The sequence below is a fragment of the Armatimonadota bacterium genome, from assembly GCA_031081585.1.
GTDB classification, from domain to species: Bacteria; Sysuimicrobiota; Sysuimicrobiia; order Sysuimicrobiales; family Humicultoraceae; genus Geohabitans; species Geohabitans tengchongensis.
In genome coordinates this window covers 73,369-100,322 of the sequence record JAVHLY010000007.1, presented here as the reverse complement: position 1 = coordinate 100,322, position 26,954 = coordinate 73,369, and the positions used below count along the sequence as shown (strand labels likewise).

The following is a 26,954-nucleotide window of genomic DNA, read 5'->3' as shown; positions in this document are numbered from 1 at the left end:
AGCCCGCTTCGAATGGCACGAGGTTACAAAGGTCGCGCACTACTACCTGTCGGTCGATGCCCTGACGAAGCCGATGCAGGTGCGGGAGGAGTCCCCGCCTTATGGAGGACCGTCGTGACCCTTGAGGATCTGAGGAGCCTCATCGGCGCGGGTGAGACGCTGCTGGTGGAGTTCAAGGGCGAAGAGCGGCAATCACTTTCGGACGGCGAGCTCGTCGAGGCGGTGGTGTGCCTGGCCAATCGCTCGGGCGATACACCGGCGTGGCTCCTCATCGGCGTCGGGGGCGACGGCCGCCCCGCTTGCGTTCCGTTCCATTTTCACGAGATGCAAGCGCTCCAGGCGGACCGAGGCGTGCTGGACTACTCGGGGCTCGTGGTCCGGGGCGCTCGGTGGGACGATCTCGACCCACTAGAGTTCGACCGTTTCCGCCGTTTTGTTCGCGAGAGCCAGGGGCGCGGTGACGCCGGTCTCGTAGACTTGCCGGACATCGAACTGGCGAAGGCGCTCGGCGCCGTCCAGGCCAGCCACGACCTGTCCGCGGTGCGGGTGCTCGGCCTGCTGCTGTTCGGACGGGAAGAGGCTTTGCGCCGGCTGCTCCCGACACACGAGGTGGCGTTCCAGGTGCTCTCGGGGCAGCAGGTCCAGGTCAACGACTTTTTCCGCTGGCCGTTGCTGCGCGTCGTTGACGAGCTGCTGGCCCGCTTCCGCGCCCGCAATCGCGAGGAGGAAGTGCTGGTTGGGATGCTGCGCATTGCGGTGCCCGACTACCCGCCGGCGGTGTTCCGCGAAGGCCTGGCCAACGCTCTGATTCACCGGGACTACACCCGGCTCGGCGCCGTTCATGTGCAGTGGCACGAGGACCGCATCGAGATCGGCAACCCAGGCGGGTTCCCCGAGGGCGTGCGGCTCGACAACCTGCTGGTCACGCAACCGCGGCCCCGCAATCCGCTGCTCGCCGACGCCTTCAAGCGCGCCGGCATCGTCGAGCGCACGGCACGGGGCATCGACACCATCTACTTCGAGCAGCTGCGCAACGGCCGCCCGGCCCCCAGCTATGCCCGCAGCAACGAGACCGGAGTCGTGCTCGTCCTTCCTGGAGGCGAGGCCAACCTCGAGTTTGCCCGGATGGTGGCCGAGGAAAGTCAGGCAGGGCGCACACTGGGGCTCGATGAGTTGCTGCTGTTGAACTACCTGTGGATCGAGCGCTGCCTGACGACGGATAAGGCCGGCGCTCTCATTCAGAAAGCGCAAGCCGAGGCTCGTAGCTTCCTCCAGCGGCTGGTGGAGGCGGTCTGGTTGAGTCTCGCGGGGAGAGAAAGGGTCGGACGTGGCACCTCTCGGCCGCGACCTATCGCCGGCTGGGCGAGCGGGCGGCCTACGTCCGTCAACGCGGCTTCGAACCGATCCAGCAGGAGCAAATGGTCTTGCAGTTCGTGCACAAGCACGGCTCCATTGACCGGGGCGAGGTAGCCGAACTTTGCCGACTGAATCCTATGCAGGCTTATCGGCTGTTGAAGAGGCTCGAAAGGCTGGGGAAGATCCAGCGAATTGCCGGCTCGACGAAAGGAACCCGATATGGAATTCCGAGCAAATAATTGCTCGCGTGCAATTGCGAATCGCTCGCGTGCAAATAATCGCACGGCAGCGCGCAATTGCTACTGGCTGTATGTGGTCACGAACTGCCTGCCTGCCGCAACGGGCGCGGCGCAGGCAGGCACCACCAGCCCGCAGCTCCAAGAACCGATCAAACACCCCGCCCGCCTCGACTGGCACGAGGCGACCAAGGTGGCGCATTACTACCTGTCGCTGGATGCCCTGACGAAGCCGATGCAGGTGCGGGAGGAGAGCCCGGGTTATGGAGGTCATCGATGACGCCGAAAGCCGATCCTCTCCTGAACGCTCTCAAGCTGCCCGGCGGGGCTCGCTTCTATAAGTGCGCGCTCCAGATCAATCCCCACCACTATTCGACGACCTATCGCGGCAAGGCCGCCCAAGGGAACGCCGAAACCTATGCCCGCCAGGTCGTGGACAAGGCTGCGGCGTTGGGCGTCTCCGTGCTGGCTGTAACGGATCACAACCACGTGAGCGGCGTCGCGCTCATCCGGGAGGCCGCTCAAGACCGTGACATCCACGTGCTTCCCGGGTTTGAGCTCTCGAGCAGCGAAGGGGTTCATGTGCTGTGCATCTATCCCCCGGACACCGACGAGGATCGCCTTGGGCGCTACCTGGGGGAGTTCGGCATTCGCAATACGGACCAGTCCTCGCAGCCGTCGACCAAGACCTTCACGGACATCCTCCGCTGCGTCCGGGAGCAGGGTGGAGTGACCATCGCGGCGCACGTAACGAACGACGGCGGTCTGTTTAGAGTGCTGAGCGGACAGGCGAGAATCCGCGCCTGGAAGGACGACAACCTGCTTGCCGTTCAGATTCCGGGGCCCGTTGACGACCTGCCCCAGGACGTCCGCGTCATCGTCGAGAACAAGAACCCCGATTACCGTCGCCCGCACGTATCAGGCAACGGGCTCGCCGTCGCGGTAGTGAACGCTCGTGATGTCGCGGCACCCGGGGACCTGGATGACCCCTCCGCCACCTGCTGGATCAAGATGTCCGAGGTGGGTGTTGAGGGCCTCCGGCAGGCCTTTCTCGATCCGGGCTCAAGGATTCGCTTGAACAGCGCTCCTTCTCCCGAAGACCATGCCGAATTCGTCACCATCGCCTGGGAAGGTGGGTTCCTCGATGGTGCCGCGATTCACTTCAACGAGAATCTGAATGTGCTCGTGGGCGGACGAGGAACCGGCAAGTCCACGGTGATTGAGAGCCTGCGGTACGTCCTTGGACTGGAACCGCTCGGCGAAGATGCCCGGAAGGCACACGAGGGCATCGTGCGGAACGTCCTGAGGAACGGCACCAAGATCTCCCTGCTTGTCCGTTCTCACCGACCCAACAAGCAGGAGTATCGCATCGAGCGGACCATTCCCAATCCACCGGTGATCCGAGTCCAGAACGGCGAGATTCTGAATCTGACTCCCGCGACCATTGTCCCGCAGGTCGAAGTGTTCGGACAGCATGAAATATCCGAGCTGGCGAAGAGCCCGGAGAAGCGCACGCGCTTGCTCGAACGTTTCGTGGAGCGGGATGCGGCACTCGCTCAGCGCAAGGCCGACGTCAGGAGGCAGCTCGAGCAGTCTCGAGCGAAGATCCTCGACTCGGACAGAGAGCTTCTGCAAGTCGAAGAGCGCCTGGCTGCGCTCCCGGCTCTCGAAGAAACCCTGAAGCGATTCCAGGATGCGGGCCTGGAAGAGCGACTCAAAGAACAGAGCCTCCTGGTGCGGGAGGAGCAGGTTCTCAAGACGGCCGGCGGTCGTCTTGCGCCGTACCGACAGGTGCTTGAGGATCTGCGACGCGCATTGCCAGTCGACCGCGTGTTCGTCTCGCAGAAGGCCCTCGACGGTCTGCCGGGCAAGGAGATCCTGGCAGAGATCGAGACCGTGCTCTCCCGGCTCAACCGCGAACTTGAAGCGGTAGCCAGGCAGATGCAAGAGGCCCTCGAGGTCGCCGACCGCGGCCTGGCCGACGTGAAGAAGAAGTGGGAAGTACGCAAGAAGGAAGTTCAGGCGGCCTACGAGAAGATCCTCCGTGAGCTGCAGAAATCGAAGATCGACGGAGAGGAGTTCATTCGTCTGAGGCGCCAGATCGAGGAGCTTCGGCCGCTTCGGGAGCGCCAGGCCATTCTCCAGCGAACCAGGAAGGAGCACGAAGACCGTCGCCGGAGTCTGCTCGCAGAATGGGAAGACGTGAAGGCCGAGGAGTTCCGGCAACTCGAGCGCGCCGCGAAGAAGGTCAGCAAGCAACTCGCCGAACGCGTGCGTGTCCAGGTGACCTTTGCCGGAAATCGCGAGCCTCTTTTTCAACTCCTCAAGGAGCGCGTCGGTGGTCGACTTTCAGAAGCGCTTGATGCGCTCCGGCAGGCCGAAAGCCTCTCCCTGAAGGAACTCTCCGACGCCTGGAGATCGGGAAGGGACGCACTCGCCCAAAGGTACAAGATGCCTCCAGCGCAAGCAGACCGGCTCGCGCAGGCACCCTCGGAAGTGGTCATGGAACTCGAGGAGCTGGATTTGGCCCCCACGACCCAGATCGAGTTGAACGTGGCAGGCGAAGGCCAACCTGCTCGGTGGCAGAAGCTCGAGGGTCTCTCGACGGGCCAAAAGGCGACGGCCGTTCTTCTCCTACTGCTTCTCGAGTCCGATGCCCCTCTCGTGGTGGACCAACCGGAGGACGATCTGGACAACAGGTTCATCACAGAGGGTATCGTGCCGAAGATGCGCGAGGAGAAACGGCGCAGGCAGTTCGTTTTTGCGACGCACAACGCGAACATACCCGTGCTCGGGGACGCCGAACTCATCGTCGGATTGACCGCCTCCGGTGAGGCCGGGCAGGAAGGCAGGGCGCGGATGCCGAAGGAGCACATGGGGTCTATCGACGCCCGCCCCGTCAGAGAGCTTGTCGAGGAGGTCCTGGAAGGTGGACGGGAAGCATTCGAGATGCGGCGCCTGAAGTACGGCTTCTAGGAAGGGACACGATGACGAAGACCGAACTCTTGGAACTTCTGAAAAACGGCGAGAACTCCGGCGTCGAGTTCAAGCGCGACGACGTTGAGAACCACGAGCTCGCCAAGGAACTCGTGGCCTTCCTGAATCTGGAGGGCGGGATCGTCCTTCTCGGGATCGAGGACGATGGCACCGTGTCGGGGACCTCGAGACCCAACCTCGAGGAATGGGTCGCGGAGCTCTGCCGAGTGAAGATCGAGCCTCCCATCGTGCCGCACCTCTCCTGGGTGCGTGCGGTTGAGCCTGGAAAAGACGTCCTGATCGTTCGCGTCTCCCAAGGCCCGGACAAACCCTACGGACGGGTTCACAACAACCGCCGCACCTATTTCATCCGCGTGGGGAGTACAAGCCGCGAGGCCAGCCGCGAAGAGCTCGAGCGCATGTTCCAGGCGTCCGGGCGAGTCCAGTATGGTCTGAAGCCCGTACCCGGTGCCACGCTGGAAGATCTCGACGACCGGCGGCTCCGCGATTACTTCGCCCGCGTCCTCGGGGGAAGCGTCCCCGCCGAAGCAGCCGTCGAGGAGTGGGAGAGGCTTCTGCGCAATCTGGATCTCATGACCGTGTCCGCAGGCCAGGCTGTGCCTAGCATTGACGGCATGCTGCTCTTCGGGAGGACGCCCAAGCGATTTCTGCCGCAGTCGGGGATTCGTGCATTGTGCTATCCCGGCGCGACGCCGGATTACGCCACCCGCGCGGACGAACAGTTGAAGGGACCCTTGGTGCCTCTCTGCGCCGCTGATGGTTCCATCACCGAATCGGGCCTCGTCGAACAGGCGCTGGACTTCGTGAACCGGAACACGGAGCCGACTGCTCACCTCGAGGGCGGGCAGAGGGTTGATCGGCCTGCCTACCCCCCTGCGGTTCTCCGGGAAGCGGTCGTAAACGCCCTCGTCCACCGAGACTACAGCGTGGCGGGCTCGGACATCACGCTCGCCGTCTATTCGGATCGGCTCGAGATCCAGAGCCCGGGCAGGTTGCCGAACACGGTCACCCTAGAAGGGATGAAGGCGGGCATGCGCTACGCGCGGAACCAGACGCTGGTCAACGTGATGCGCGACTACCGCTACGTGGATTTCCGAGGAATGGGAGTGCGCGAGAAGATCATCCCGGGCATGCGCGCCCACAACGGAACCGAACCCGAGTTTATCCCCGAGGAGAGCCGCCTCACGGTTCGGCTTTGGAAGGAGCCGAGGCGGTCATGATTCTGAAAGAGTGCCGGCGTCTGGCCGAGATCGACTTCGCCCTGTCGGCGGTCAACGATGCGTGCGTTCGGGAGAACAACATCAAGACCCGCGTGGACAGCGGCCACATCTCGCTCCTGCATAGTTGGTGGGCCCGGCGCCCCCTCGCTTCTTGCCGTGCGCTTCTGCTGACCCTCTTGTTACCCGATCCTACCGATTCGCACTGCCCGGAGTCGTTCAAGGCGGTTGCCAGGAAGGAGCTCCAGCAATTCCGAAAGGTGGGGCCTTCCGACCTCGATCTGCTGCGCGCCCTACTGACGTTCGTAGCGGAACTCGCTGAATGGAACCTCGTGAACAAGGGAGGCTACGTCTCGACAGCCCGGAAGCTGATCCAGGCGGCGCATGGCACGACGCCGCACCTCTTCGATCCATTCTCTGGCGGCGGCTCAATTCCTCTCGAAGGGCTGCGCCTTGGCTGCGAGGTGACGGCATCGGAACTCAACCCGGTCGCATGGCTCCAACTCAAGATCGCGCTCGAGTGGTGCGGGCGCAAGGGGCCGGAACTCGCCGACCTGTTCGAGGAATGGTCGGAGTGGGTTCTGAAGCAGATAGAGCTGCGTCTGCAAGAGTACTACCCGGCCGACGCACAGAAGCGCAAACCCCTCGCCTACCTTTGGGCGCGGGTGGTGAGGTGCGAGGCTGCTGGCTGTGGCGCGACGATTCCGCTGGTCCGCAACCTGTGGCTATCCCAGGCCAAAGGCCGGAAGAAGGCCTTGCGCATCCTGTATCCGAATGGCTCGCTCGAACCTCGGATCGAGGTGTTCGAACCGGCCAGCGATAAGGAGGTCGAACGCGGAACGGTCGCGGGCAATAACGCGACCTGTCCGAAATGTCACATGGTCACGGGCCGCATGCGCGTCCAAGCGCAGCTTCGAGAGAGGCGTGGAGGAGCGGAAGACGCCATCCTGCTGGCAGTGGTCAGACAGAATTCGACTGGTCGAGGGAAGGATTACTACACGCCGGCAAAGGCCGATTTGGCTGCGTATGAGGAGGCCCGGAGCAGGGCGAATGAGGTTCACATTGAGATGCCGCCTGCACCTCCCGAGGGCGATACCGGGTTCCGCCCGCGGCCATTCGGGATCACGAACTGGGCGGATGTCCTCGCCCCGCGCCAGCGCTTCTCCCGCTGGGTCATCCACGAGGTCATCGAAGATGCGCTCAAGGAGGCGGGACAACGGGTCAAGGACAAGGACCTGCTCATCGCCCTGGCGGCATGCCTCTACACGGCCTACTCCGACAACGCCCAGTATCACACCTCGCTCTGCGTCTGGCTTTCGGAGGGCGTAACATCGGTCTTCATACAGGGTTCCGGTGTGCCGATGCGTGCCGACTTCGTGGAAGGGAATCCGTTGAGCCCGAACTGCGAAGGGCTGGGCTACTCGGTCCGAAGCGTTCGCAGCGCCCTTCGGCAACTGGCCTCGACGCGCTATCAGCCCTCGTCACCGCTTCTCGCAAACGCTCTTGATCCAGTCCTGCCGGAGGAGTCGGTGGACGTGATCTTTACCGATCCGCCGTATGCGAATCAGATTCCCTACGCCCACCTGTCCGACTTCTTCTACGGATGGCTCCGGCTCGGGTTGCGTGGCCGCCTGCCGCAGGCATTCTCGGCGGTTGAGACGGAAAAGGCGCGAGAGCTGACGGAGAACCGCGCCGTCAGCGACGGCGGCGTCCATGACCGGGACTGGTACGAAAGCCGGATGAAAGAAGCCTTCGGCCAGATGAAACGAACCATCCGGGAAGACGGCGTCGGGTCGGTCGTTTTCGCTCACAAGGAGACGGACCGCTGGGAGGCGCTGGTCTCAGCACTTGTGGATGCCGGCTGGCGAACGACCGGCTCTTGGCCGATAGCCACGGAAAGAAAGCAGCGCATGCGCGGACAGGGCTACGCCGCACTGGAGACGAGCGTGCACCTAGTCTGTCGCCCGCGGCCGGACAACGCGAAGGTCGGTGACTGGGGTGAGGTCCTGCGGGAACTGCCCAAGCGCGTCGGAGACTGGATGGAGCGGCTGCAGGCCGAAGGCATCCGCGGCGCGGATCTCGTCTTCGCCTGCATAGGCCCCGCACTGGAGATCTTCAGCCGCTACCGCAAGGTCGAGACCGCCGATGGCCGGGAGGTCAAGCTCGCCGAATACCTGGAGAAGGTGTGGGAAGTCGTCGGACGTGCTGCCCTGGAGCAGGTGCTCGGCACCGCTGAGGCAAAGGCCCGGAATGGCGCTGCGGGAGCTGTCGAGGAAGATGCGCGACTGACGGCGCTTTTCCTCTGGACGCTCCAAAGCACCAACGGGGGATCTGCGGGAGCTGGACCTGAGGAGATCGACGAGGAGGAAGTCTCCACCGAGGAGGACGAAGAAGAGGAGACCTCCCAGGGGAAGGCTAAGGGCTACACGCTCGTCTTCGACGTTGTGCGTCGATTCGCTCAGCCCCTGGGCATCAACCTGCCCAAGTGGGAAGGCCGGATCATCGAGACGAAGAAGGGGGTCGTTCGGCTGTTGTCGGTAGCGGAGCGCGCCAGAATCCTCTTCGGGAAAGATGGTGCCGATGCTGTCGCCCAGAGGCTGGAGAAAGCCCCTCCCGAGGACATCCATCAACTGATGCTCTTCTCGGAGAACGAGGAAGAGGCGAAAGGCAAGGGACGCGGTCGCGGGCGTAGAAAGGCAGGCGCGGACGTACCCGACGAGGCCTTGGAGACCAGCCGCGAAGCGACGACACTCGATCGCGTTCACATGGCCATGCTGCTTCAGGCCGGCGGTCGGGCTAACGCCCTGCGCGCCTTGCTGAAGGCAGAGCAAGAGCGAGGGCCGGACTTCCTCCGCCTCTCCAACGCGCTCTCTGCCCTGTACCCGAAGAGCAGCGAGGAGAAGCGCCTGCTGGACGCGATGCTCCTGGCGGTCCCGAGATGATGGCGATGAACGAGAAGACGACCACAAGGGGAATTTGGCAGCTGGCGGCTGGGCAGGCGTCCCGGCCGTATGCGGACGTCTTCTTGAAGTACGGCGTCGGCCTCATCGGTCCGGGAGACGCGGGCCCTTGGAAGCCGGAACGCGACGACGACGAGTTCGAGGGCGGCTTCGTGCGTCGCTTCGCCAGCGAGGTCCAGATCGGCGACGTCTTCCTGCTACGCACGGGGATCTCGAGGATTTGCGCGGTCGGGATCGTGGCCAGCGACTACCTGTATCTCAACCAGTTCGACGACGTGAACGGGTGGGACCTCCAGCACGCCCGCCGCGTGCGCTGGTGCAAGCTCCCGCAGGAGCACACGTTCACGACCCCGGTGTTCGGGGCCAACCCGACGCGTTGCTCGCGGACGTGGAACGACGAGGTGACGGATTACGCGGATCGTTTCCTCAATTCGCCGCCGACGCACTGGCAAACGGTCGCGTTGCCGGATCTCCCGGCGGAGGAACCGCCTCTGGAGGATGTGCCTGCAGCCCTCCAGGGGCTCGTGGCGGCGGCCAACGACCTCGTCCCGCTCCTGTGGGATCGGCAGGCGTTCGGCGAGCACCCGAGCGAGGACGAACTGATCGCCCACTTCGTGGTTCCGTTCTTGGGCGCGCTGGGCTGGCCGCCGGAACGCATCGCCGTCAAGTGGCCCTGCCTGCCGGCAGGCAGGGGCTACATCGACGTGGCGTTGTTCCGGGCTCTCCCGCGGACCCCGGAGAACTGCCACCTCGTGATCGAGGCGAAGCGCCTCGGGGCGGGCGTCGAAGGAGCGCTGGAGCAAGCGAAGGGCTACGTGGAAGCGCTCGGTACACCCCGGGACGTGGTCGTGACCGACGGCATCCGCTACCGCATGTATTCCTGCCAGAGCGCGTTCGAGCCGATAGCATACGCGAACCTCGGACGGCTGAAGAAGTCCGCGACCGAGCTGTTCGCGCGCATGAAGAGACCGTAGGAGGACCGTCATGGAACCTTGGTACAGGGTAGCCACGCCGCGCAAGGAGGTCCGGGAAGGACGGTCTTTCAACCCGGACGAGTTCGCCATCGCCCTCGAGCAGGTCGTGGCGAAGACGGCCCCGGAGGACTACCGCGACCCCAAGCAGTTCTTCTCCCGCACCTGCTTCACCAGGGCGCTCCGCGAGCACGCCGGCTTGGTGCTCCGAAGGCTCTCGGGCAAGACCGACAACACCGCTCCGGTTCTGACCCTGATCACCCAGTTCGGCGGCGGCAAGACGCACACGCTGACGGCCCTCTACCACCTTGGCACGAGCGGCGAGAAGGCAGCCGGGTACTCGGGGGTTTCCGACCTGCTCCGGGACGCTGGCCTCTCGTCTGTCCCCAAGGCGCGTGTGGGCGTGTTCGTGGGGAACGCCTGGGACCCCCAGGATGGCCGGGAGACCCCATGGATCGACATCGCCCGCCAGCTGGCGGGCGACAAGGGCGTCGAGGTGCTCGGGACGGCCGCGAAGACGACCCCGCCCGGGACGGAGTCCATCGCCCGCGTCTTCCAGGCGGCGGGCGCGCCGGTGCTCCTCCTCTTCGACGAGGTCCTCAACTTCCTCAATCGGCATCGCGGCATGGCGGAGTCGTTCCACGCCTTCATCCAGAACCTGACGGTCGCCACCACGGGGACGACGCACGGCGCGGCCGTGATCAGCCTCCCGCGCAGCCAGGTCGAAATGACCGACTGGGACATGCAGTGGCAGGACAAGATCACCAAGGTCGTCCGGCGTGTCGCCAAGGACCTCATCGCCAACGACGAGACCGAGATCAGCGAAGTCGTCCGGCGGCGTCTCTTCGAGGACCTGGGAAGCGAGCGCACCAGGAAGAACGTGGCGAAGGCCTTCGCCGACTGGTGCTTCGAACGGCGGGCGCAGCTTCCGCCGGAGTGGACGGCCGTGGACACGGCGGCGACGGAGGCGAAGGCGCGGGAATTCCTCCTTCGCCGATTCGAGGCCTGCTACCCCTTCCATCCGGCCACGCTCTCGGTCTTCCAGCGGAAGTGGCAGGCCCTCTCGCAGTACCAGCAGACGCGTGGGACGCTGGCGATGCTGGCCCAGTGGATCGCCATCGCATCCCAGGAGAGCTTCCGCAAAGCCCGCACGGAGCCCCTCATCACGCTCGGGTCGGCTCCGCTCTTCGATCCCGGCTTCCGCAGCGTCATCCTCGGCCAGCTCGGGGAGTCCCGGCTCGTCGCGGCCATCGACGCGGACATCGCCGGCGAGCAGGCCCACGCGAAGGCGCTGGACGCGGACACAAAAGGCCCGCTCCGCGACATCCACCGCCGGGTGGGAACGGCGATCCTCTTCGAGTCGTCGGGGGGCCAGACAGACAAGGTCGCGCACCTGCCGGAACTGCGGTTCGCCCTCGGCGAGCCGGAGGTGGACACGACCTCGGTGGACAACGCCGCCTTCGCGCTGGAGGACAAGTCCTACTTCATCCGCAAGGTGGGCTCGGACGGGTTCAAGATCAGCCACCAACCCACGATGAAGAAGGTGGTCAGTGACCGCCGAGCGTCTTTGGACGACGAGACCGAGATCAAGCCGGCAATTCGCAAGCTCGTCGAGGACGAGTTCCGCCGGGGAGCCAGCATTCCCGTCGTGCTCTTCCCACGGGACGGCGCGGAGGTCCCGGACTCTCCAAGGCTAACGCTCGTGATAACCGAGCCGGAGGCCGAGTGGACGGGCAGTGGTTCGCTGCGGGAGCAAATCGCTGAATGGACGAAGCAACGGGGCAGATCCCCGCGCCTCTACCCGGGGTCGCTCGTGTGGTGCATCAAGAAGCCGGGCCGGGACCTGCGCGAGAAGGTTGAGCTGTGGCTCGCCTGGCAGCGGGTGGCCCGTGAAGTGGCCGACGGTACGCTGGGTGGAGACTTCGACCGGACGGATCGCGCCGATCTCCAGTCGAAGGTCGCCGCCGCAGAGGACGCCGCCAAGGACGAGGTCTGGGGTGGCTATCGCTTCGCCGTGATCGCCGACCACCAGGAGGCCGACGGGCTCAAGACCATCGACCTGGGGGCTGGGCACTCCAGCAGCGGCGAAACTCTGTGCGGCAGGGTCATCGCCGCGCTCAAGTCGGCGGCGTTGCTCAACGAGTCCGTCGGTGCGGGCTACATCGATCGGAACTGGCCGCCTGCGCTGAAGGAGTCCGGCGCGTGGCCGCTCGCCAGCCTGCGGCAGAGTTTCCTGAACGGCTCGCTCACGCGGCTGCTCGATCCCGACATGACCTTGCGGGGGAAGATCGTCGAGTTCGTCGGAAGGGGCGACTTCGGTCTCGCTTCGGGACAGAGGCCCGACGGCACTTACGAGCGTATCTGGTTCCAGGAGCCCGTTACTGCGGACGAGGTCGCGTTCGACTCGGGTGTTTTCTTGCTGACCAAGGCCAAGGCGCAGGCGCTCAAGGCAGGTGGTCCAGTGCCTGCTCCGGGGCCGGAACCGCAGCCGGGTCCTCCGGTGCCGGGTCCCGGACCTGGTCCCGAACCCGAGCCCGGCCCGGGGCCTGCCCCTGGAGTCCAGACGAAGACCATCCGCCTCGTGGGTGCTGTCCCACCCGAGGTGTGGAATCGACTGGGGACGAAGGTCCTGCCGAAGCTCCGGTCCGGCTCCGATCTCAAGGTCGGCGTGGACTTCTCCGTTACGGTCAACCGCGACGTGGCGGGGAGCCTGACGGCGGACCTCCGTCAGATCCTGGATGACCTGGGGCTCGCAGACAAGGTGCAGATCCGCGACGCCTGATGTGTCGGGGCGAGGATTGCCGATGGAAGTAGGGTGTCCCCCGGTTCCGCGTGTAAGGGGCCTTTCAGTAGAGGAGGCCGGAATGGCCGCAGACGCAATTCAGGATGATGACGGTCCGCAACACCTCAAGCAGGTCTCGCGGATCAAGCACATCATCCTGCAGAAGTATCTGCCCTCGTGGGAACACATCCTGGGCTCCCGAAACCGTCGGCTCTGTTACTTCGATTGCTACGCGGGTCCCGGCGCCTACGAGTTCGAGGGGCAGAAGGTTGACGGCTCGCCCATCATCGCGGTGCGTGCGGCGCAGGAGTATCTCGCCAAGGCGAAAGGTCACCAAATGACCGTGATCCTTGTCGAGAAGGACGAGAAGCAAAGAGCGTCGCTCGATGCCGAGCTGAAAGGCGTGCAGCCCTACGGACAGGGAGTGCAGGTGCATGTGATGGCGGAGGACGTCAAGGAGTTCGTGCCGAAGCTCCTTGGGCAAGTCCCGAAGCTCGCACCGTCGTTCTTCATGGTGGACCCGTATGGGCACCCGCTGACGGTCCCGATCCTGAACGACATCCTGAAACGCCCGCAGACGGAGGCGCTGATCAACTTCATGTTCTACCGGATCAACATGGACGCCGGTAACGCGAAGGTGCAGCACCACCTCGACGAAATGTTCGGTAATGACGAATGGCGGACGCAGCCGTTCTTGAGGGAGAGCGGGTGGAAGCGGGAGCAGGGCTTCCTTGAGTACTTCATGTCCAAGGTCAACGCGCGCTACAAGCTGCCGTTTCGCATCCGGTTCGACGTCGAAGATGAAATGGCCCAGAGCCGCACGAAGTACTACCTCATCCACGCATCCAACCACTCGAAGGCGGCCTTGCTCATGAAGGAGGTGATGTGGCCGCTCGGGGACGAGGAAGGTCTGTTCGATTTCAGCGGCGAGAAGCACGGTATGCTCTTTTCAAGTTCCCCGCGCGAAGAAGAACTGCGACAGGCGCTCCTGAGGGAGTACGCCGGGAAGCAGGTCGAGTTTGATCAGATCCGCGAGGAGAGTTGGGACCTGCCCTTCATCGAGAAGCATTATCGCTCTGTCGTGAAGCAGCTGAAGGAGGAGGGCCTCGTCGAGATCACGCCGGTCAGTTCCAAGACGGATCGTGGTCTGCAGAAGAAGGACCGCGTGCGCTTTCTCCCCCCGAAGGAAGGAGGGGAGAGATGAGCGAAAAGTCCACGATAGAGTGGACGGACTCGACGTGGAACCCCGTGACGGGCTGCAACAAGGTCAGCCCGGGGTGCAAGCACTGCTACGCCGAGACCTTCGCGGAACGCTGGCGCGGCGTTCCCGGTCATCCCTACGAGCAGGGCTTCGACCTCCGCCTGTGGCCGGATCGCCTTGAGCTTCCCCTCACCTGGAAGAAGCCCAGGACCATCTTCGTGAACAGCATGAGCGATCTCTTCCACGAGAATGTCCCCCTCGACTTCGTCCAGAGAGTGTTCAGCACGATGGAGAGGGCCTCGTGGCACACGTTCCAGATCCTCACCAAGCGGTCGGAGAGGCTGGCCGAGCTCGCCCCGGACCTGAACTGGCCTCCGAACGTGTGGATGGGTGTGTCGATTGAGACCGCCAAGTACCTCTGGCGGGCCGATCACCTTCGGAAGGTGCCGGCCGCCGTGCGGTTCCTGTCGCTGGAGCCGTTGCTGGGCCCCTTGGGTACTCTCGACCTTTCCGGCATCCACTGGGTCATCGTCGGCGGGGAGAGCGGACCCGGCGCGCGACCTATCGAGGCGAAGTGGGTGAGGGAGATTCGGAAACAGTGCCGCGCGGCAGGCGTCCCCTTCTTCTTCAAGCAGTGGGGCGGCGTACAGAAGAAGCGGAATGGCCGCGTCCTCGATGGACGGACGTGGGATGGCATGCCGAAGGGTCATGTGCTCGAATTGCAACCGCGGTGATCCGACCCATCTCCTACTGGACCTGCGCCACAAGCTCCTGGAACCTGGCCTTCTGGTCCGACGCCTTCTCGAGTTGCGCGATGGGCCGGAGCGCCCGCTCGGTGATCGCGGGCCGGCGGACCATGTCGGGGAGCGACAGGACGTGCTCCTGGATCTCGGGCGCGAGGCGGAGGAGACCCATGACCTGGGTCACCCGGGCGCGGGTGATGCCCTCCCGGCGGGCGATGTCGGCCTGGTTGGAGGCCTCGCCTGATGCCAGGAGGGCCTGCCACTCGATGGCCTTGCGGAGGAGCTCGACCACCCGAGGCGTCCGTGGGGCCTTGGGCGGCTTCCGGTTGCGGACCCGGGGCGGGAGGGCGTTGATGACCCGGTCGGCGGGCACCCGGCGCGTCAGGGTGCAGATATTGCCGTTCTCGAAGGCCCCCTTGGGCCCGAGGGCGATCTCGACGGTCTGTTCGCGGTAGGCGGCCACGGGCGCGCCGTTCGGGCCGTCCACGGCGACGTGGACGATGCGGAACCAGATCTCGGGCTCGGCCCAGCCTGGGCGGCCGCGTCGAATACTGTTACATTCGGGGAGCCAGTGGTGATGAGGCTGGCGTTTCGCCAGCAGGCGGAAGGCCGGCCTCAGCATGCTCTCGTCTACCAGGGAGCTGGACTTCGTCCTGCCGTCCCTCTTCAGGCTGAGCTCTGACCGGATGACCGGGAAGCCAGCGGGGCCCAGCCGGGGCTCTCCGGATCCCCGACACCTGTACCATCGTCCGCCGCGTCCACCGCGGCCCCATGTCCATCAGGAGGACCCGCTGCCGGGGGCGAAGCCAGCGGCAGCCTGACGGTGAACTCGCTGCCCGCCCCCACCACCGACCGGACGGTGATCTCCCCCCGCATGGCCTTCACCAGCGAGGCGGCAATGGCCAGCCCCAGCCCCACACCCTCCGTCCCCCGACGCGCCGCCGCGCCCCGGTAAAACCGCTCGAAGACGTGGGGCAGGTCCTCGGGCAGAATGCCCGGGCCGGTATCGGCCACGCAGATCGCCCCATGGTCGCCGTCGCGCCAGGCGCGCAGGGTAATGCGCACCGCGTCACCCCCGTGCACTGCGGCGTTGGTGAGCAGGTTCGTCAGAACCCGCAGCAAGCGGTCGTGGTCCGCCAGCACGGACAGTCCCGGTTCCACGGCCACTTCGGTGCCGTGGGGGGCCGCCGCCACGCTGCGCAGCACCGCCTCGCGCGCCACCAGCTCCACGTCTACCGGCGCCGCCGCCAGCAGCAGCCCCTCGTCCAGGCGGGCGAGCAGGAGGAGGTCGCTGACGATGCGGGCCATCCGGTCCAGCTCCTGGGTGGCCACGGCCACGGAGCGCCGTTCGTCCGCCGTGCCCACCGCCTGCGCCAGCAGGTCCAGGTGGCCCCGCGCCACGGTGAGCGGGGTGCGGAGCTCGTGGGCGGCGTCGGCGACGAAGCGCTGCTGGGCACGGAACACCTCCTGCACCCTTGCCAGCATCCGGTCAAAGGCCGCGGCCAGCCGGCCTACCTCATCGGGGGGACCGGCGGCGCCGATGCGACGGGAGAGGTCCCGGCTGGAGTGGATGGCCTCGACCTGCTGCAGCATCTGCGTCAGCGGGCGCAGCGACTGCCGAACCGCCAGGGAGCCCACCATCAGCGCCAGGGCCAGGCCGAGGGCACTGGGCAGGATGATCCTCCAGGTGAGCGCCCGCAGCGAAGCCCGCAGCCGTGTCTTCGGGGTTGCGACCACCAGCGTCCCAACCGGAACCCCGTCGAGCAGCAGGGGCACCGCCGCCAGGCGGACGCGGACCCCGGGACCGTCGCGGATGAACCACCGGGGCGTCGTGGCCTGGAGGATCCCGGCGATCCCATCCACCCGCGCCAGGTCGAACGGGCCCCCGGCGCTGATGACCAGGCCTCCGCGCGTGCGGACGGCGAGGACCTCGTCGGGGGCCATGGCCCGGGTGGCCAGCCAGGCCCTGACCCGAGCTGGCAGCTCGTCGGCGGAGCGCATCCGCCGGGCCGGCCCGGCGGCGAACTCCTGCACCGTGGCCAGCAGGCGGGCATCCAGCTCGCGGGTCAGGTACGTGTGGGTGAGGTTGACCGTCAGGCCGACGACGAAGGTGAGGGTAGCCGCGACCAGCAGCCCCTGCGTCAGCGCCAGCCGGGCGCGCAGCGGCAGGGCTCGCCTACGGACAGTCACCGCGGCCCTCCTGGCTCCGTCGCTCCCGGCCTGAGGCAGGGGGAGCCCCGGGCACGGGCGGGCCGTACTCTGCCAGGGTCCGGCAGAGGACGGTCGGGCGGTCCGCCGTCGAGCGGATGCCCGCGTCGGGTCCTGCCGCGGTCCCGGGGCCGAGGGTCACGGCGGGGAGCGGCAGCTCGCCGCCGCCGCGGAAGCGCGTCCCCGCCAGCAGGATGCCTCCTGCGAAGAGGAGGGCCGCCGCCAACGCCGCCAGCGTCGCCTTGACGTCGGCGGTCACGAAGGCGGCTCCGCGGGGCCGGACGGGGGGACGACGAAGCGATAGCCGGCACCCCGCACGGTCTCGATGAAGGCTGCACCGATCTTCCGACGCAGGGCGGCCACGTGGACGTCGACGACGTTGGAGCCGGGGTCGAACTCCAGGTTCCAGACCAGTTGCAGGAGCTGCACTCGGGAGAGGACCCGTCCGGGATGCCGCAGGAACGCCGCCAGTAGCGTCAGCTCACGGGGCGACAGCGGCACCTCCCGGCCGTGAAGGAAGGCGCGGTGGGCGGCCAGGTCCACCACCAGCGGCCCGGCCCGCAGCACCGCCACATCGTCGCGGGCGCGCAGGCGGGCCCGGATCCGCGCGGCCAGCTCCTCGATGGCCACAGGCTTGGTGATGTAGTCGTCGGCGCCCGCCTCGAGCCCGCCCACCTTGGAGGTGAGGTCCCCCAGGGCCGTGAGCACGATGACGGGGAGCCGCGGCCTGATGGCCCGGATCTCCTCCAGGAGCTCCATTCCCCGCCGGTCGGGTAACCGCAGGTCGAGCAGGACGACGTCCACGTCCAGCGTCCGCGCCAGGTCGAGGCCGGAGGCGCCGTCCGCGGCGGAGAGGACGGAAAACCCCCGGGCGCCCAGGCCGCGCTCCACCACCTCCCGGATCCTCGGGTCGTCCTCGATCAGCAGCACCTGGGGCGTCACCGCCGCTCGCCTCTGACAACACTACGGCAGGTCACGGTGCGGGGCGCAACCGGACGGCCCCGGCAGGAGCCGATCCGCCCAGGCCGGCCAGGTGGCCTCCTCACCTGGCGGGAGCGCCTGCCCGAGCAGGGCCAGCGTGGCGAGCGCCGTGGCGGGCCGGCGGCGCGGGTCGGGATCCAGGAGGCCCAGCACGGCGGCCTCCACCTCGCGCGGGAGGTCGGGACGCAGCGCGCGCGGGGGGAGAGGCGCGGCGTTCAGCTGAGGGAAGGTGTACTCCCTGCCCTCCCGCGCGGGGTGGAAGGGCAGGAAACCGGTCGCCGCCTGGTAGAGCGTGACTCCCAGAGCGAAGAGGTCCATCGCAGGAGAAGCGGCTTCGCCGCGGATCTGCTCCGGCGCCATGAAGGGCGGGGTACCGCGGGGCCTGGGTCTCTCAGCAGCCTCCCCCACCCGCCGCGCCAGCTCGAAGTCCAGCAGGACCACCCGACCGTCCCGTAGCGCTACGTTCCCCGGTTTGAGGTCGAGGTGGACCAGCCCCTGCTGGTGGAGGTAGTGCAGCGCGCCGGCGATCTGCATCCCCAGGCGCAGGAGATCCCCCACCGGCATGGGCCCTTCCGTCCGCAGCACCTGGTCCAGCGTCGGCCCCTCCACGTACTCGAAGAGCAGGTACGGCCGAGGGGCGTCGGCATGGGCCTCCAGCAGGCGCTGCACCGCCGGGTGGGCGAGGGAGGCCAGGATCGCCGCCTCGCGGGCCAGGGCCCTGCGGGTGCGCTCGTCGGCGGCCCGATCCGGCCGGGGCAGCTTGAGCACGACCGCAGCCCACCGCGTGACGGCCCAGACGAGCCAGGCCTCGCACCGCCGCCCCGCTCCCAGGCGAGCACAGGCGTAGAGGCCCGGCAGGATGGGCTGGCCGGGGCGGTAGGTCTCGCCCCCGAGGGCGGCCTGCGGTCGCGGGGTGTCCAGACAGCGGTGCAACGGCGTCAGCATGCCTTCATCGCCACGCGAGCGGTCGACTCGGCCCGTGGGGGGGCGGGGCAGCCGCCGGGGGGAGGAGCAGCGACGCCCTCCCCCCGTGCGCACTACACGGTCGTGGTCGTCGTGACCGTGGCAGGGGTCGGAGGCGTGGGCGGGGTCGGGGCCGTGCTCCCGCCACCGCTCCCGCTGTTGCCCCCATGGAAGACCCGTGGCACCCCTTTGATCGCCACCGCGCATCACCTCCTTCCGTCACCCGGCGGGTCCACGTGCCTCAGGTGGGGATCACCGCCGCGTCGGCGACGCTGCTCACGACTTCCCGCACGGACCCGGGCCGGCATCCGTCGGGCGACACCGGCCACATCCGGCCTCCCTCCGCCACCACACGGCCCCCGCGCAGCACGACGACACGCGTGGCCAGCGCCGTACACCGCAGGTCGTGCGAGACGACGACGACTGTACGGCCGTGCGCCGTGCGCCGCAGCGCGCCCAGCACCGCCGCCGCCGAGGCGGCGTCGAGCCCGCTCGTCGGCTCGTCCAGCAGGAGGATCGGCGCCTGCCGCAGCAGGGCCCGGGCCAGGGCGAGACGCCGGCGCTGCCCCCCGGAGAGGCGCACGCCGCCTTCGCCCACGCGGGTGTCGTACCCGGCGGGCAGCGTTCGCACCCACTCCTCCACCAGAGCGACCCGTCCGGCCGCGCGGACCTCCGCCTCGGTGGCGTCGCTGCGACCGAGGCGGATGTTCTCGGCGACCGTCCCGTCCAGGATCCAGGGGTCCTGCGGGACCAGCGCAAAGTGCCGCCGCAGCCAGGCGGGGTCCAGGTCGCGCAGGTCCCGCCCGCCGAAGGTGATGCTGCCGCTGTCCGGATCGTAGAGGCGCAGCAGCAGCCACAGCAGGGTCGACTTGCCCGCGCCGTTAGGGCCGACGATGGTCACCATCTCGCCGGGGTCCACCTGGAGCGAGAGACCACGCAGCACCGGGGCGGAGGGGTCGTAGCCGAAGGTGACATCGTGCAGCGCGATCACGGCGGGGCCGGCGGGGACGCGGGCGGCGGAGCGGCCCCCTCCGCCATACCACCGCCCGACACGAGGGTGCGGCCGCTCCACGCCGCCGGACTGCCGGGGGGCCGCGGGGTGGCCATCGTTCTCCGCCCGCAGGACCTCCCGCAGCCGCTCCCAGCTGGCGGCCGCCTTCGCGGCATCGCCGCTGAGCCGGGCCAACGACCGGATCGGCCGGTAGAGGGTGCCCAGGTAGGTGAGCATGACCAGCAGGTCCCCCACCGTCAGGCGTCCGGTCAGGACCGCCCGGACTCCGCTGAAGAGGATGAACGCGCCGCCTGCGGCCAGGACCAGGTCGGCCGCAACGCTGAACAGCGCCTGGAGGCGCAGGGTCTCCAGGACGCTCCGCACCACGGCCGTGCAGGCGCCCGCGAACTGTTGCGTCTCCTCCTCCTCCCGGCCGAAGGCGCGCAGGACCCGGACGTGGCGCAGGCGCTCCACCGACCAGGCGGTCAGTGCGGCCTGGCGGTCCCGGGCCTCCCGCTGCCGCGCCTTGATGCACGGGGTGATGCCGAAGACGAGGAGGGCCAGCCCCGGCGTGATGAGCAACGCGGCCAGGGCCATGCGGATGTCCATCCACGCCATGATGGCGAAGATCCCCGCCAGCGTCACGACGTCCGGCAGGGTACTCTGGAGCACTGTCACCAGGAGCTCCTGAACGCGGGCGACGTCGCTGGACAGGCGGGTGGCGAGTTCGCCCGAGGGGTGACGGTCGAGGAAGCGCAGGGACCGGTGCAGCAGGTGGGCGAACAGCGTCACCCGCAGGTCGGCGGCCAGCTGCTCCGCCGTGGAACCGACGAGCCAGGCACGCAGGAAGCGCAGGACGCCTCCGGCGGCGACGAGGGCCAGCCCCGCCAGTGCCGCCGCCGCCGCCAGGGTCAGGGGCGGAAGTGGGTCCAGGGGGGCCAGGGGGCCCGTCAGGGGCGCATCGCCGATGGCGTGGTCGACGGCGATCTTCAGGGGCCAGGGGGCCGCCAGTTCCAGCGCGGCCAGGAGGAGGGTCAGACACCCGGCCAGGAGGAGGGCCGGCAGGCAGACCCGCACAGAGCGCCGGAGCAGGGCGTCGGGAGCCATGGTCTTCGATCTCTTTGTGCCCCCGGAGGATGAGGGGGTCCTGAAGGTGGGATGAAGATTTCTTCACGTGACGCCGGCGCCCCCGGCGGGCTCCCGACGGGGCGCCGCTGTCCCGCTGCACGACGGCGCGGCGCGTGCGCCCTGCGCGCCGATGGAGCGGCTGCGGCGCGTCGGCGACGGTCCGGCAGGTCAGGCGCTCCCCGACGGCGCCAGCGCGACGCGACGCGCCCGGAGGTGCTCGAGGGCGCGCCCCGCCCCCAGGGCGACATCCGAGAGCGGGTCGTCGCTGCGCCGCACGGGGATGCCGGTCTCGTCGGCCAGCAGGCGGCGCAGGCCCGGCAGCAGGCTCCCCCCGCCCGTGAGCACGATGCCCCGCTGCACGAGGTCGGCGCTGAGCTCCGGGGGCGTCTGCTCCAGGGTCTGCTTCACCGTGTCCACGATCGCCTGCAGCGGCTCGGCCAGCGCCTGGCGCAGCTCGGCCGCGGTCAGCCGGATGATGCGCGGCAGCCCGGAGACGACGTGCTGCCCCCGCACCTCCGCGGTGCGGTCGCCGTCGCTCAGCGGGTGCGCCGACCCCAGGGCGATCTTCACCGCCTCGGCCGTGCGCTCGCCGATGACCATGTTGTAGGCGCGGCGGACGTACTGGATGATGGCCTGGTCCATCTCGTCGCCGGCCACGCGGGCGGAGCGACTGACCACGATCCCTCCCAGCGAGATGACGGCCACCTGGGTGCGCCCGCCGCCGATGTCCGCGATGGTGCTGGCGCCCGGCTCCTCCACCGGCAGGCCGGCCCCCACCGCCGCCGCGATGGGCTCCTCCACCAGGTAGGCCTCGCGGGCGCCGGCCTTCAGCGTGGCCTCCACCAGGGCGCGCCGCTCCACGTCGGTGGCGCCGCTGGGCACCCCGATGACCACCCGCGGGCCCAGCCAGGGGCGCACCGGGGCCGCCTGGCGCATGAAGTGGGCCAGCAGGGCGGTCGTCGTCTCGAAGTGGGCGATGACGCCCTCACGCAGCGGGCGCACGGCGATGATGTCCGCGGGGGTGCGCCCGATCATGCGCTTCGCCTCTGCCCCCACGGCCAGGATCCGCCCGTCGGCGGTGCGGGCGATCACCGACGGCTCCCGGACGACGATGCCCTCCCCGCTGACGTAGACGAGCGTGTTGGCGGTGCCCAGGTCGACGCCCATGTCCCGCACGAAGCGGGCCCCGAGCATGCGGAGGCTCTGCGCCCGTCGGGCGATGCCGTCCCAGGCGAGCTTGCGCGCTGCGGCGGGGATGGCTGGGGTCATGGTCCCGGGTGGTCAGGTCGGGTGGGAGAGGTCTTCGCCCTCGGGCAGACCGGGCCCTCTTGGTACGGGTCCGGCCCCGTGAACGGGGCGCGGGCGTTGCGAAGGCTCGGCGCGGCTCGACGGCGCGGCTTAACGAACCATAGACGCCCCGGCGGGCGCACGCGGGCGGGGGAAAAATGGCCGCGACCCTACCCGGAAGGAGGGTGTCATGAGACGGATCCTCTGGACCGCACTGGTCCTCCTCGTCGTCGTCCTGGCTGGTGCTCCGCTGGTCCTGGCCCAGGAGCCGCCGCCACCCGCACCGCCAGGCCCGCAACCACCGCCACCGGAGCCCGCTCCGCCGGGAGCCCCCGGGGCTCCGGGGGCTCCCGGTGCGCCCGGGCCGCCGGGACCTCCCGGACCGCCCGGACCGCTCGGCCCTCCAGGCCCCACCATCTTCGGGATGGACCAGACCACGGGGCCATCATCGTCGGCCTGGTGCTGGTGCTCGTCATCATCGTGGCGATCGTCGCCGTCTCGCGGAGCCCGCGCACCGTGGTGCGCGACTGAGGGGAGGGTGGAGAGATGAGCTTCCTGGCGTGGATCATCGTGGGACTGGTGGCCGGCTGGCTGGCCAAGGCGCTCTTTCCCGGTCCTGATCCCGGCGGCTTCCTGGCCACGCTGCTCATCGGGGTAGTCGGGGCCATCGTCGGGGGATGGATCTTCACCGCCTTCGGACAGCCGGGAGCGACCGGCGTGAACATCTGGTCGATCATCGTCGCCACCGTCGGGGCGATCGTCTTCCTCGCCATCTGGCGGGCGCTGGTCGTGCGACGGCCGGTCTAGGTCGAACCTCATTTCCGCAAGAGCAGGCCGGAGGCCGGGACTCTGTCCCGGCCTCCTCACATCCCGGCAGGGACACGGCAGGCGGCGCGGTCGCGAGAGGAGACCTCGCGGCCGATGATAAAAGAGAAGGCATGATCCCGCTGCGCGACCACAACCCGGGCGTGGGGACGCCGCTCGTCGTCTACCTGCTGATCGTCGTCAACGTCCTCGTCTTCCTCTTCATGTGGCAGATGCCGCCCCAGCGCCTGGAGGCCTTCGTCCTGGCCTTCGGGATGCGCCCCTACGAGATCACCCGGGCCGTCGACCTCCCCCCGCCCAGCCCGCAGCCCGTCTACGCCACGGTGTTCACCTCGATGTTCATGCACGGGGGCTGGCTGCACCTGGGCGGCAACATGCTCTACCTGTGGATCTTCGGGAACAACGTCGAGGACGTCTTCGGCCACCTGGGGTTCCTGGTCTTCTACCTGGTCTCGGGCGTGGCCGCCGCCGTCGGCCAGATCCTGGTCGACCCGGCCTCCCAGGTCCCCCTCATCGGCGCCAGCGGCGCCATCGCCGGGGTGATGGGCGCGTACCTGGTCTTCTTCCCGCACGCGCGCATTGACACCCTGGTCGTCGCCTTCTACGTCATCCGGCTGGTGCCGCTCTCCGCGGTCTGGGTCCTGGGGTTCTGGATCCTCATCCAGTTCCTCCAGGGCACCGCCGAGCTCGCGCCCGGGGCCGTCCAGGGCGGCGTGGCCTGGTGGGCGCACATCGGCGGCTTCGTGGCCGGGGTGGCCATCGGCTTCCTGTTCCGGGGCCGCGCCCGCGAGGTGGCCCGACGGTTCCCGGCCTACTGGTAGGAGCGCGCCGGGCGGTCCCTCTGGGCAGGAGCGCTCCCGGGATCGGAAAATACTCCTGGTGCTCCGGCGGCCCGGGAGCGAGCCGGCCGGGGTCCGGCGGTTCCGGCAGGGACCGCCCAACCTTGGGGGGGTGGAAGATGCGTCAGGTCGTCGCCCTGGTGCTAGCGGTTCTCCTGGCCGTGGGCGTGGCCGCCTACGTCGCGCAGGCCCAGGCGCCGCGGTCGCGCCTGGACGTGGTGCGCGCCCGGGGCAAGCTCATCTGCGGGGTGTCGGGCACGACCCCCGGGTTCTCCTTCATCGACCCCCGCACGAACACGATGCGGGGGTTCGACGCCGACTTCTGCCGGGCGGTGGCTGCCTTCGCCGGGGTGAACGAGGTGGAGTTCGTGAACCTCACGGCCGCCTCGCGCATCCCCGCGGTGGTCTCCGGCTCGGTGGACGTCGTCTTCCGCACGACGACGCAGACCTTCGGACGGGACGAGCAGGTGGACTTCGGCCCCGTGACCTTCTACGACGGGCAGCGCCTGCTGGTGCGCAGCACCTCCCGGATCCGCAGCCTCAACGACCTCAACGGCGCCCGCATCTGCGTCCACACCGGGACCACCAGCGAGCGCAACATCACCGACCAGCTGCGGCTGCGCGGCTTCCGCTTCGAGCTGATCACCTTCGCCCAGGCCGCCGAGGCCTTCAACGGGCTGGTGGCGGGCCGCTGCGACGCCTTCACCACCGACGCCAGCCAGCTGGCCGCCTTCCGGGCGACGGCGCCGAACCCGCGGGACTTCATGGTCGTGGGGGAGGTCTTCAGCGACGAGCCGCTGGCTCCCATGTACGCGCAGAACGACTCCGCCTGGGCCGACACGGTGGACTGGACCGTCTACGGCCTCATCCTGGCCGAGGAGCTGCGCATCACGCAGATCACGGCGAGCTCGGAGACGCGCCTGCGGGAGATCGCCGAGCGCAACCCGGTGGCCAAGCCGCTCATCGAGGCGCGCGGCGGCGCCCTGATGCGGGCGGTGCGGCTGGTGGGGAACTACGGCGAGATCTACAACCGCTACTTCGGTCCGGCGGCACAGATCCAGATCCCGCGGCGGGGAACGCGGAACATGCTGGCGCGGGACGGCGGCGCCCTGACGAGCCGCCCCTTCCGCAGCTAGGCGGACCCTGCGCATGACGCCCTGGGGCGGTCCGGAGCGTCGTCAGGCGAGGCCCTCCCGGACCGCCCGGCCGCTGGCGGCCCGGGCCGCGGCGCTCCTGACGAACGCGCGCGCCCGGGCCGTGCTGCTGCAGGTCCTCTTCCTCCTCGCCGTCGCCGGGCTGGGCTGGGCCGGGTGGACGGCCGTGGCCCGCGGCGTGGCCCGCCGCGGCATCCACCTGGACTGGGGCTTCTGGGACCGGCCCGCCGGCTTCCACCTGAGCGCGCTGGGCCCCACCATCGACCTGGAGACGTGGAGCCTCACCCGGTTCGGCCCCGACGCTTCCTACGCGGAGGCGATGATCGCCGGGGCCTTCAACACCGTGAAGGTGGCCCTGCTGGGCATCGCCCTGGCCACGGCCCTGGGGCTGGTGGTGGGGGTGGCCCGCCTCTCCCGCAACTGGCTGGTGAACCGGCTGGCGCTGGCCTACGTGGAGTTCCTGCGCAACACCCCGCTGCTCGTCCAGCTCTTCTTCTGGTACTTCGCCGTCTTCCTGCAGCTGCCGCCCGGCACCCTGCAGCACCCGCCGCTCCGGCTGCTGGGCGGCGCCGTGGTGCTGACGAACAGCGGGCTGGCCGTGGGGGGCACCGTGGCGGAGCGCTTCGGGCGCTTCGTCGTCGACGGCGGCTTCCAGATGAGCAGCGAGTTCGCGGCGCTGGTCGTCGGGCTGGCCGTCTACACCTCCGCCTTCATCGCCGAGATCGTCCGCGGCGGGATCCTGGCCATCCCGCGCGGCCAGATGGAGGCGGCGCGCAGCCTGGGGCTGGCCTACACGCAGGCGCTGCGCTTCGTCGTCCTGCCGCAGGCCCTGCGCATCGTCATCCCGCCGCTGGGCAACCAGTTCCTGAACCTGACGAAGAACAGCAGCCTGGCCATCGGCGTGGGGTTCGCCGAGCTGCTCACCGTGGCCAGCACCATCAGCAGCCAGTCCTTCCGCTCGCTGGAGACCTTCACCGTGGTGACGCTGGCCTACCTGGCCATGTCGCTGGCCATCTCCGCCGTCCTCAACCTGATCCGCCGGGTGCTGGCCCTGCCGGCCTGACCATGGTCACGCGCGCCGAGGTCTTCCCGCCGCAGGAGCTCCCCCCGCCCGAGGAGCGGCTGGGGCCGCTGGGCTGGATCCGGCGCCACCTCTTCGACGGCTGGTTCAACGCCCTGCTCACCGTCCTCACCGCCGCCGCCGTCCTCTTCCTGGGCCGGGCCATCTGGCGCTGGGCGGTCCACGCCCGGTGGGGCGTCGTCACCGACAACCTGCGCATCTGGACGGTGGGGCTGGTGCCGCACGAGCACCTCTGGCGGGCCTGGTGGGCGGGCGGGCTGGTGGCGGCGGCGGCGCTGCTCACCGCGGCCGGCGTACGGGCGCGGGTGGCGCCGCGGGGGCTGGCGGGGCTGTGGGGGGCGACGGTGGGGGCGGTGCTGTGGCTGGCCGCGCCGATCCGCATCGAACAGGTGGGCGGCCTCTACCTGACCCTGCTGCTGGCGGTCGTGGCCATCGGCGCCTCCTTCCCGCTGGGCGTGCTCCTGGGGATGGGCCGGGTCTCCGCCCTGCCGGCGGTGCGGGTCGTCTGCACCGTGTACATCGAGGTGATCCGGGGCGTCCCGCTGATCACCGTCCTGCTGTGGTTCTTCGTCTTCGCCACCCTGGTCTCGGGGGACGTGCTGACGAAGGTGCACCGGGCCATGATCGCCATGACGGTCTTCTCGGCGGCCTACGTCGGGGAGATCATGCGGGGCGGCATCCTCTCCGTGCCGCGGGGGCAGCGGGAGGCGGCGCGGGCGCTGGGCCTCTCCGGCTGGCAGGCGATGGCCTACGTGGTGCTGCCCCAGGCCTTCAAGAACATGATCCCGGCGCTGGTGGGGCACTTCATCAGCCTCTTCAAGGACACCTCGCTCACGGTGATCATCGGCCTGACCGAGCTGGTGGGGATCGGCCGGGCGCTGCTCGGGGTGACCGCCTACCTGCACGACGTGCGCGAGGTGTACGTCTTCCTGCTGGTGGTCTACTTCGTCTTCTCCTACCTGATGTCGGCCGGGAGCCGTGCCCTGGAGCGGCGCCTCGGGCTGGGGGAGCGATAGCAGACGATGCGGGACCTT

Annotated in this window: 21 protein-coding genes; 14 read left to right on the top strand and 7 right to left on the bottom strand. The window is 68.6% G+C overall.

Annotated features, from left to right (window positions below; all coding sequences use genetic code 11):
* Nucleotides 1–114 precede the first annotated feature (114 nt).
* The 9 genes from RB146_04450 to RB146_04410 all read left to right on the top strand — a co-directional run bounded on the left by RB146_04450 (nt 115) and on the right by RB146_04410 (nt 14,454).
* A complete protein-coding gene (locus tag RB146_04450; protein ID MDQ7828233.1) occupies nt 115–1,470 on the top strand; it encodes an ATP-binding protein in 1,356 nt (451 codons plus the stop codon).
* 105 nt (nt 1,471–1,575) lie between these two features.
* Nucleotides 1,576–1,872, top strand: coding sequence for a hypothetical protein (locus tag RB146_04445; protein MDQ7828232.1), 297 nt, complete (start codon nt 1,576–1,578; stop codon nt 1,870–1,872).
* Complete coding sequence (locus tag RB146_04440) at nt 1,869–4,568, top strand: AAA family ATPase (protein ID MDQ7828231.1); 2,700 nt, start codon at nt 1,869–1,871, stop codon at nt 4,566–4,568. Before RB146_04445 ends, RB146_04440 begins: the two co-directional genes overlap by 4 nt.
* An 11-nt stretch (nt 4,569–4,579) precedes the next feature.
* The gene (locus RB146_04435) at nt 4,580–5,809 is read left to right on the top strand and encodes an ATP-binding protein (GenBank protein ID MDQ7828230.1); all 1,230 of its coding nucleotides are present in this window, start codon (nt 4,580–4,582) and stop codon (nt 5,807–5,809) included.
* The gene (locus RB146_04430) at nt 5,806–8,748 is read left to right on the top strand and encodes a DUF1156 domain-containing protein (GenBank protein MDQ7828229.1); all 2,943 of its coding nucleotides are present in this window, start codon (nt 5,806–5,808) and stop codon (nt 8,746–8,748) included. Before RB146_04435 ends, RB146_04430 begins: the two co-directional genes overlap by 4 nt.
* Nucleotides 8,749–8,753: 5 nt before the next feature.
* The gene (locus RB146_04425; GenBank protein ID MDQ7828228.1) at nt 8,754–9,740 is read left to right on the top strand and encodes a hypothetical protein; all 987 of its coding nucleotides are present in this window, start codon (nt 8,754–8,756) and stop codon (nt 9,738–9,740) included.
* A 10-nt stretch (nt 9,741–9,750) separates the two neighbouring features.
* Nucleotides 9,751–12,519 (top strand): DUF499 domain-containing protein, encoded by a 2,769-nt coding sequence (locus tag RB146_04420; GenBank protein MDQ7828227.1) that lies wholly within the window; start codon nt 9,751–9,753, stop codon nt 12,517–12,519.
* A gap of 82 nt (nt 12,520–12,601) precedes the next feature.
* Nucleotides 12,602–13,723: a three-Cys-motif partner protein TcmP gene (gene tcmP, locus RB146_04415; GenBank protein MDQ7828226.1), complete on the top strand. Its 1,122-nt coding sequence runs from the start codon at nt 12,602–12,604 to the stop codon at nt 13,721–13,723.
* Nucleotides 13,720–14,454, top strand: a complete 735-nt coding sequence (locus tag RB146_04410; protein MDQ7828225.1) for a phage Gp37/Gp68 family protein — start codon at nt 13,720–13,722, stop codon at nt 14,452–14,454. The genes tcmP and RB146_04410 overlap by 4 nt, the downstream gene beginning before the upstream one ends.
* 13 nt (nt 14,455–14,467) lie before the next feature.
* Here the strand turns inward: RB146_04410 and RB146_04405 are convergent, their stop codons facing one another.
* The 7 genes from RB146_04405 to RB146_04375 all read right to left on the bottom strand — a co-directional run bounded on the left by RB146_04405 (nt 14,468) and on the right by RB146_04375 (nt 21,928).
* Nucleotides 14,468–15,085: a hypothetical protein gene (locus RB146_04405; GenBank protein ID MDQ7828224.1), complete on the bottom strand. Its 618-nt coding sequence runs from the start codon at nt 15,083–15,085 to the stop codon at nt 14,468–14,470.
* A 44-nt stretch (nt 15,086–15,129) separates the two neighbouring features.
* On the bottom strand, nt 15,130–16,653 hold the full coding sequence (locus tag RB146_04400) for a HAMP domain-containing sensor histidine kinase (protein MDQ7828223.1): 1,524 nt from the start codon (nt 16,651–16,653) through the stop codon (nt 15,130–15,132).
* A complete protein-coding gene (locus RB146_04395; GenBank protein MDQ7828222.1) occupies nt 16,640–16,930 on the bottom strand; it encodes a hypothetical protein in 291 nt (96 codons plus the stop codon). Before RB146_04395 ends, RB146_04400 begins: the two co-directional genes overlap by 14 nt.
* Nucleotides 16,927–17,613, bottom strand: a complete 687-nt coding sequence (locus RB146_04390; protein MDQ7828221.1) for a response regulator transcription factor — start codon at nt 17,611–17,613, stop codon at nt 16,927–16,929. The genes RB146_04395 and RB146_04390 overlap by 4 nt, the downstream gene beginning before the upstream one ends.
* A gap of 21 nt (nt 17,614–17,634) precedes the next feature.
* On the bottom strand, nt 17,635–18,597 hold the full coding sequence (locus RB146_04385) for a serine/threonine-protein kinase (GenBank protein ID MDQ7828220.1): 963 nt from the start codon (nt 18,595–18,597) through the stop codon (nt 17,635–17,637).
* Between the two features lie 259 nt (nt 18,598–18,856).
* Nucleotides 18,857–20,713, bottom strand: a complete 1,857-nt coding sequence (locus tag RB146_04380; GenBank protein MDQ7828219.1) for an ABC transporter ATP-binding protein — start codon at nt 20,711–20,713, stop codon at nt 18,857–18,859.
* Nucleotides 20,714–20,902: 189 nt separating this feature from the next.
* Nucleotides 20,903–21,928, bottom strand: coding sequence for a rod shape-determining protein (locus RB146_04375; GenBank protein MDQ7828218.1), 1,026 nt, complete (start codon nt 21,926–21,928; stop codon nt 20,903–20,905).
* A 639-nt stretch (nt 21,929–22,567) separates the two neighbouring features.
* Here RB146_04375 and RB146_04370 point away from each other — a divergent pair.
* The 5 genes from RB146_04370 (at nt 22,568) to RB146_04350 (ending at nt 26,936) form a co-directional block, all read left to right on the top strand.
* Complete coding sequence (locus RB146_04370; protein MDQ7828217.1) at nt 22,568–22,828, top strand: GlsB/YeaQ/YmgE family stress response membrane protein; 261 nt, start codon at nt 22,568–22,570, stop codon at nt 22,826–22,828.
* A gap of 131 nt (nt 22,829–22,959) precedes the next feature.
* Nucleotides 22,960–23,667, top strand: a complete 708-nt coding sequence (locus RB146_04365; GenBank protein MDQ7828216.1) for a rhomboid family intramembrane serine protease — start codon at nt 22,960–22,962, stop codon at nt 23,665–23,667.
* A 137-nt stretch (nt 23,668–23,804) separates the two neighbouring features.
* The gene (locus tag RB146_04360) at nt 23,805–24,821 is read left to right on the top strand and encodes an amino acid ABC transporter substrate-binding protein (protein MDQ7828215.1); all 1,017 of its coding nucleotides are present in this window, start codon (nt 23,805–23,807) and stop codon (nt 24,819–24,821) included.
* A 13-nt stretch (nt 24,822–24,834) separates the two neighbouring features.
* Nucleotides 24,835–25,902, top strand: coding sequence for an ABC transporter permease subunit (locus RB146_04355; GenBank protein MDQ7828214.1), 1,068 nt, complete (start codon nt 24,835–24,837; stop codon nt 25,900–25,902).
* Between the two features lie 2 nt (nt 25,903–25,904).
* On the top strand, nt 25,905–26,936 hold the full coding sequence (locus RB146_04350; protein MDQ7828213.1) for an amino acid ABC transporter permease: 1,032 nt from the start codon (nt 25,905–25,907) through the stop codon (nt 26,934–26,936).
* Nucleotides 26,937–26,954 lie beyond the last annotated feature (18 nt).

Coding starts and splice junctions, on each gene's coding strand:
- RB146_04350 (MDQ7828213.1), top strand. CDS start 25,905: ATGGTCACGCGCGCCGAGGTCTTCCCGCCGCAGGAGCTCCCCCCGCCC.
- RB146_04370 (MDQ7828217.1), top strand. CDS start 22,568: ATGAGCTTCCTGGCGTGGATCATCGTGGGACTGGTGGCCGGCTGGCTG.
- RB146_04380 (MDQ7828219.1), bottom strand. CDS start 20,713: ATGGCTCCCGACGCCCTGCTCCGGCGCTCTGTGCGGGTCTGCCTGCCG.
- RB146_04375 (MDQ7828218.1), bottom strand. CDS start 21,928: ATGCTCGGGGCCCGCTTCGTGCGGGACATGGGCGTCGACCTGGGCACC.
- RB146_04365 (MDQ7828216.1), top strand. CDS start 22,960: ATGATCCCGCTGCGCGACCACAACCCGGGCGTGGGGACGCCGCTCGTC.
- RB146_04410 (MDQ7828225.1), top strand. CDS start 13,720: ATGAGCGAAAAGTCCACGATAGAGTGGACGGACTCGACGTGGAACCCC.
- RB146_04440 (MDQ7828231.1), top strand. CDS start 1,869: ATGACGCCGAAAGCCGATCCTCTCCTGAACGCTCTCAAGCTGCCCGGC.
- tcmP (MDQ7828226.1), top strand. CDS start 12,602: ATGGCCGCAGACGCAATTCAGGATGATGACGGTCCGCAACACCTCAAG.
- RB146_04430 (MDQ7828229.1), top strand. CDS start 5,806: ATGATTCTGAAAGAGTGCCGGCGTCTGGCCGAGATCGACTTCGCCCTG.
- RB146_04355 (MDQ7828214.1), top strand. CDS start 24,835: ATGACGCCCTGGGGCGGTCCGGAGCGTCGTCAGGCGAGGCCCTCCCGG.
- RB146_04425 (MDQ7828228.1), top strand. CDS start 8,754: ATGAACGAGAAGACGACCACAAGGGGAATTTGGCAGCTGGCGGCTGGG.
- RB146_04420 (MDQ7828227.1), top strand. CDS start 9,751: ATGGAACCTTGGTACAGGGTAGCCACGCCGCGCAAGGAGGTCCGGGAA.
- RB146_04405 (MDQ7828224.1), bottom strand. CDS start 15,085: ATGCTGAGGCCGGCCTTCCGCCTGCTGGCGAAACGCCAGCCTCATCAC.
- RB146_04385 (MDQ7828220.1), bottom strand. CDS start 18,597: ATGCTGACGCCGTTGCACCGCTGTCTGGACACCCCGCGACCGCAGGCC.
- RB146_04435 (MDQ7828230.1), top strand. CDS start 4,580: ATGACGAAGACCGAACTCTTGGAACTTCTGAAAAACGGCGAGAACTCC.
- RB146_04360 (MDQ7828215.1), top strand. CDS start 23,805: ATGCGTCAGGTCGTCGCCCTGGTGCTAGCGGTTCTCCTGGCCGTGGGC.
- RB146_04445 (MDQ7828232.1), top strand. CDS start 1,576: ATGGAATTCCGAGCAAATAATTGCTCGCGTGCAATTGCGAATCGCTCG.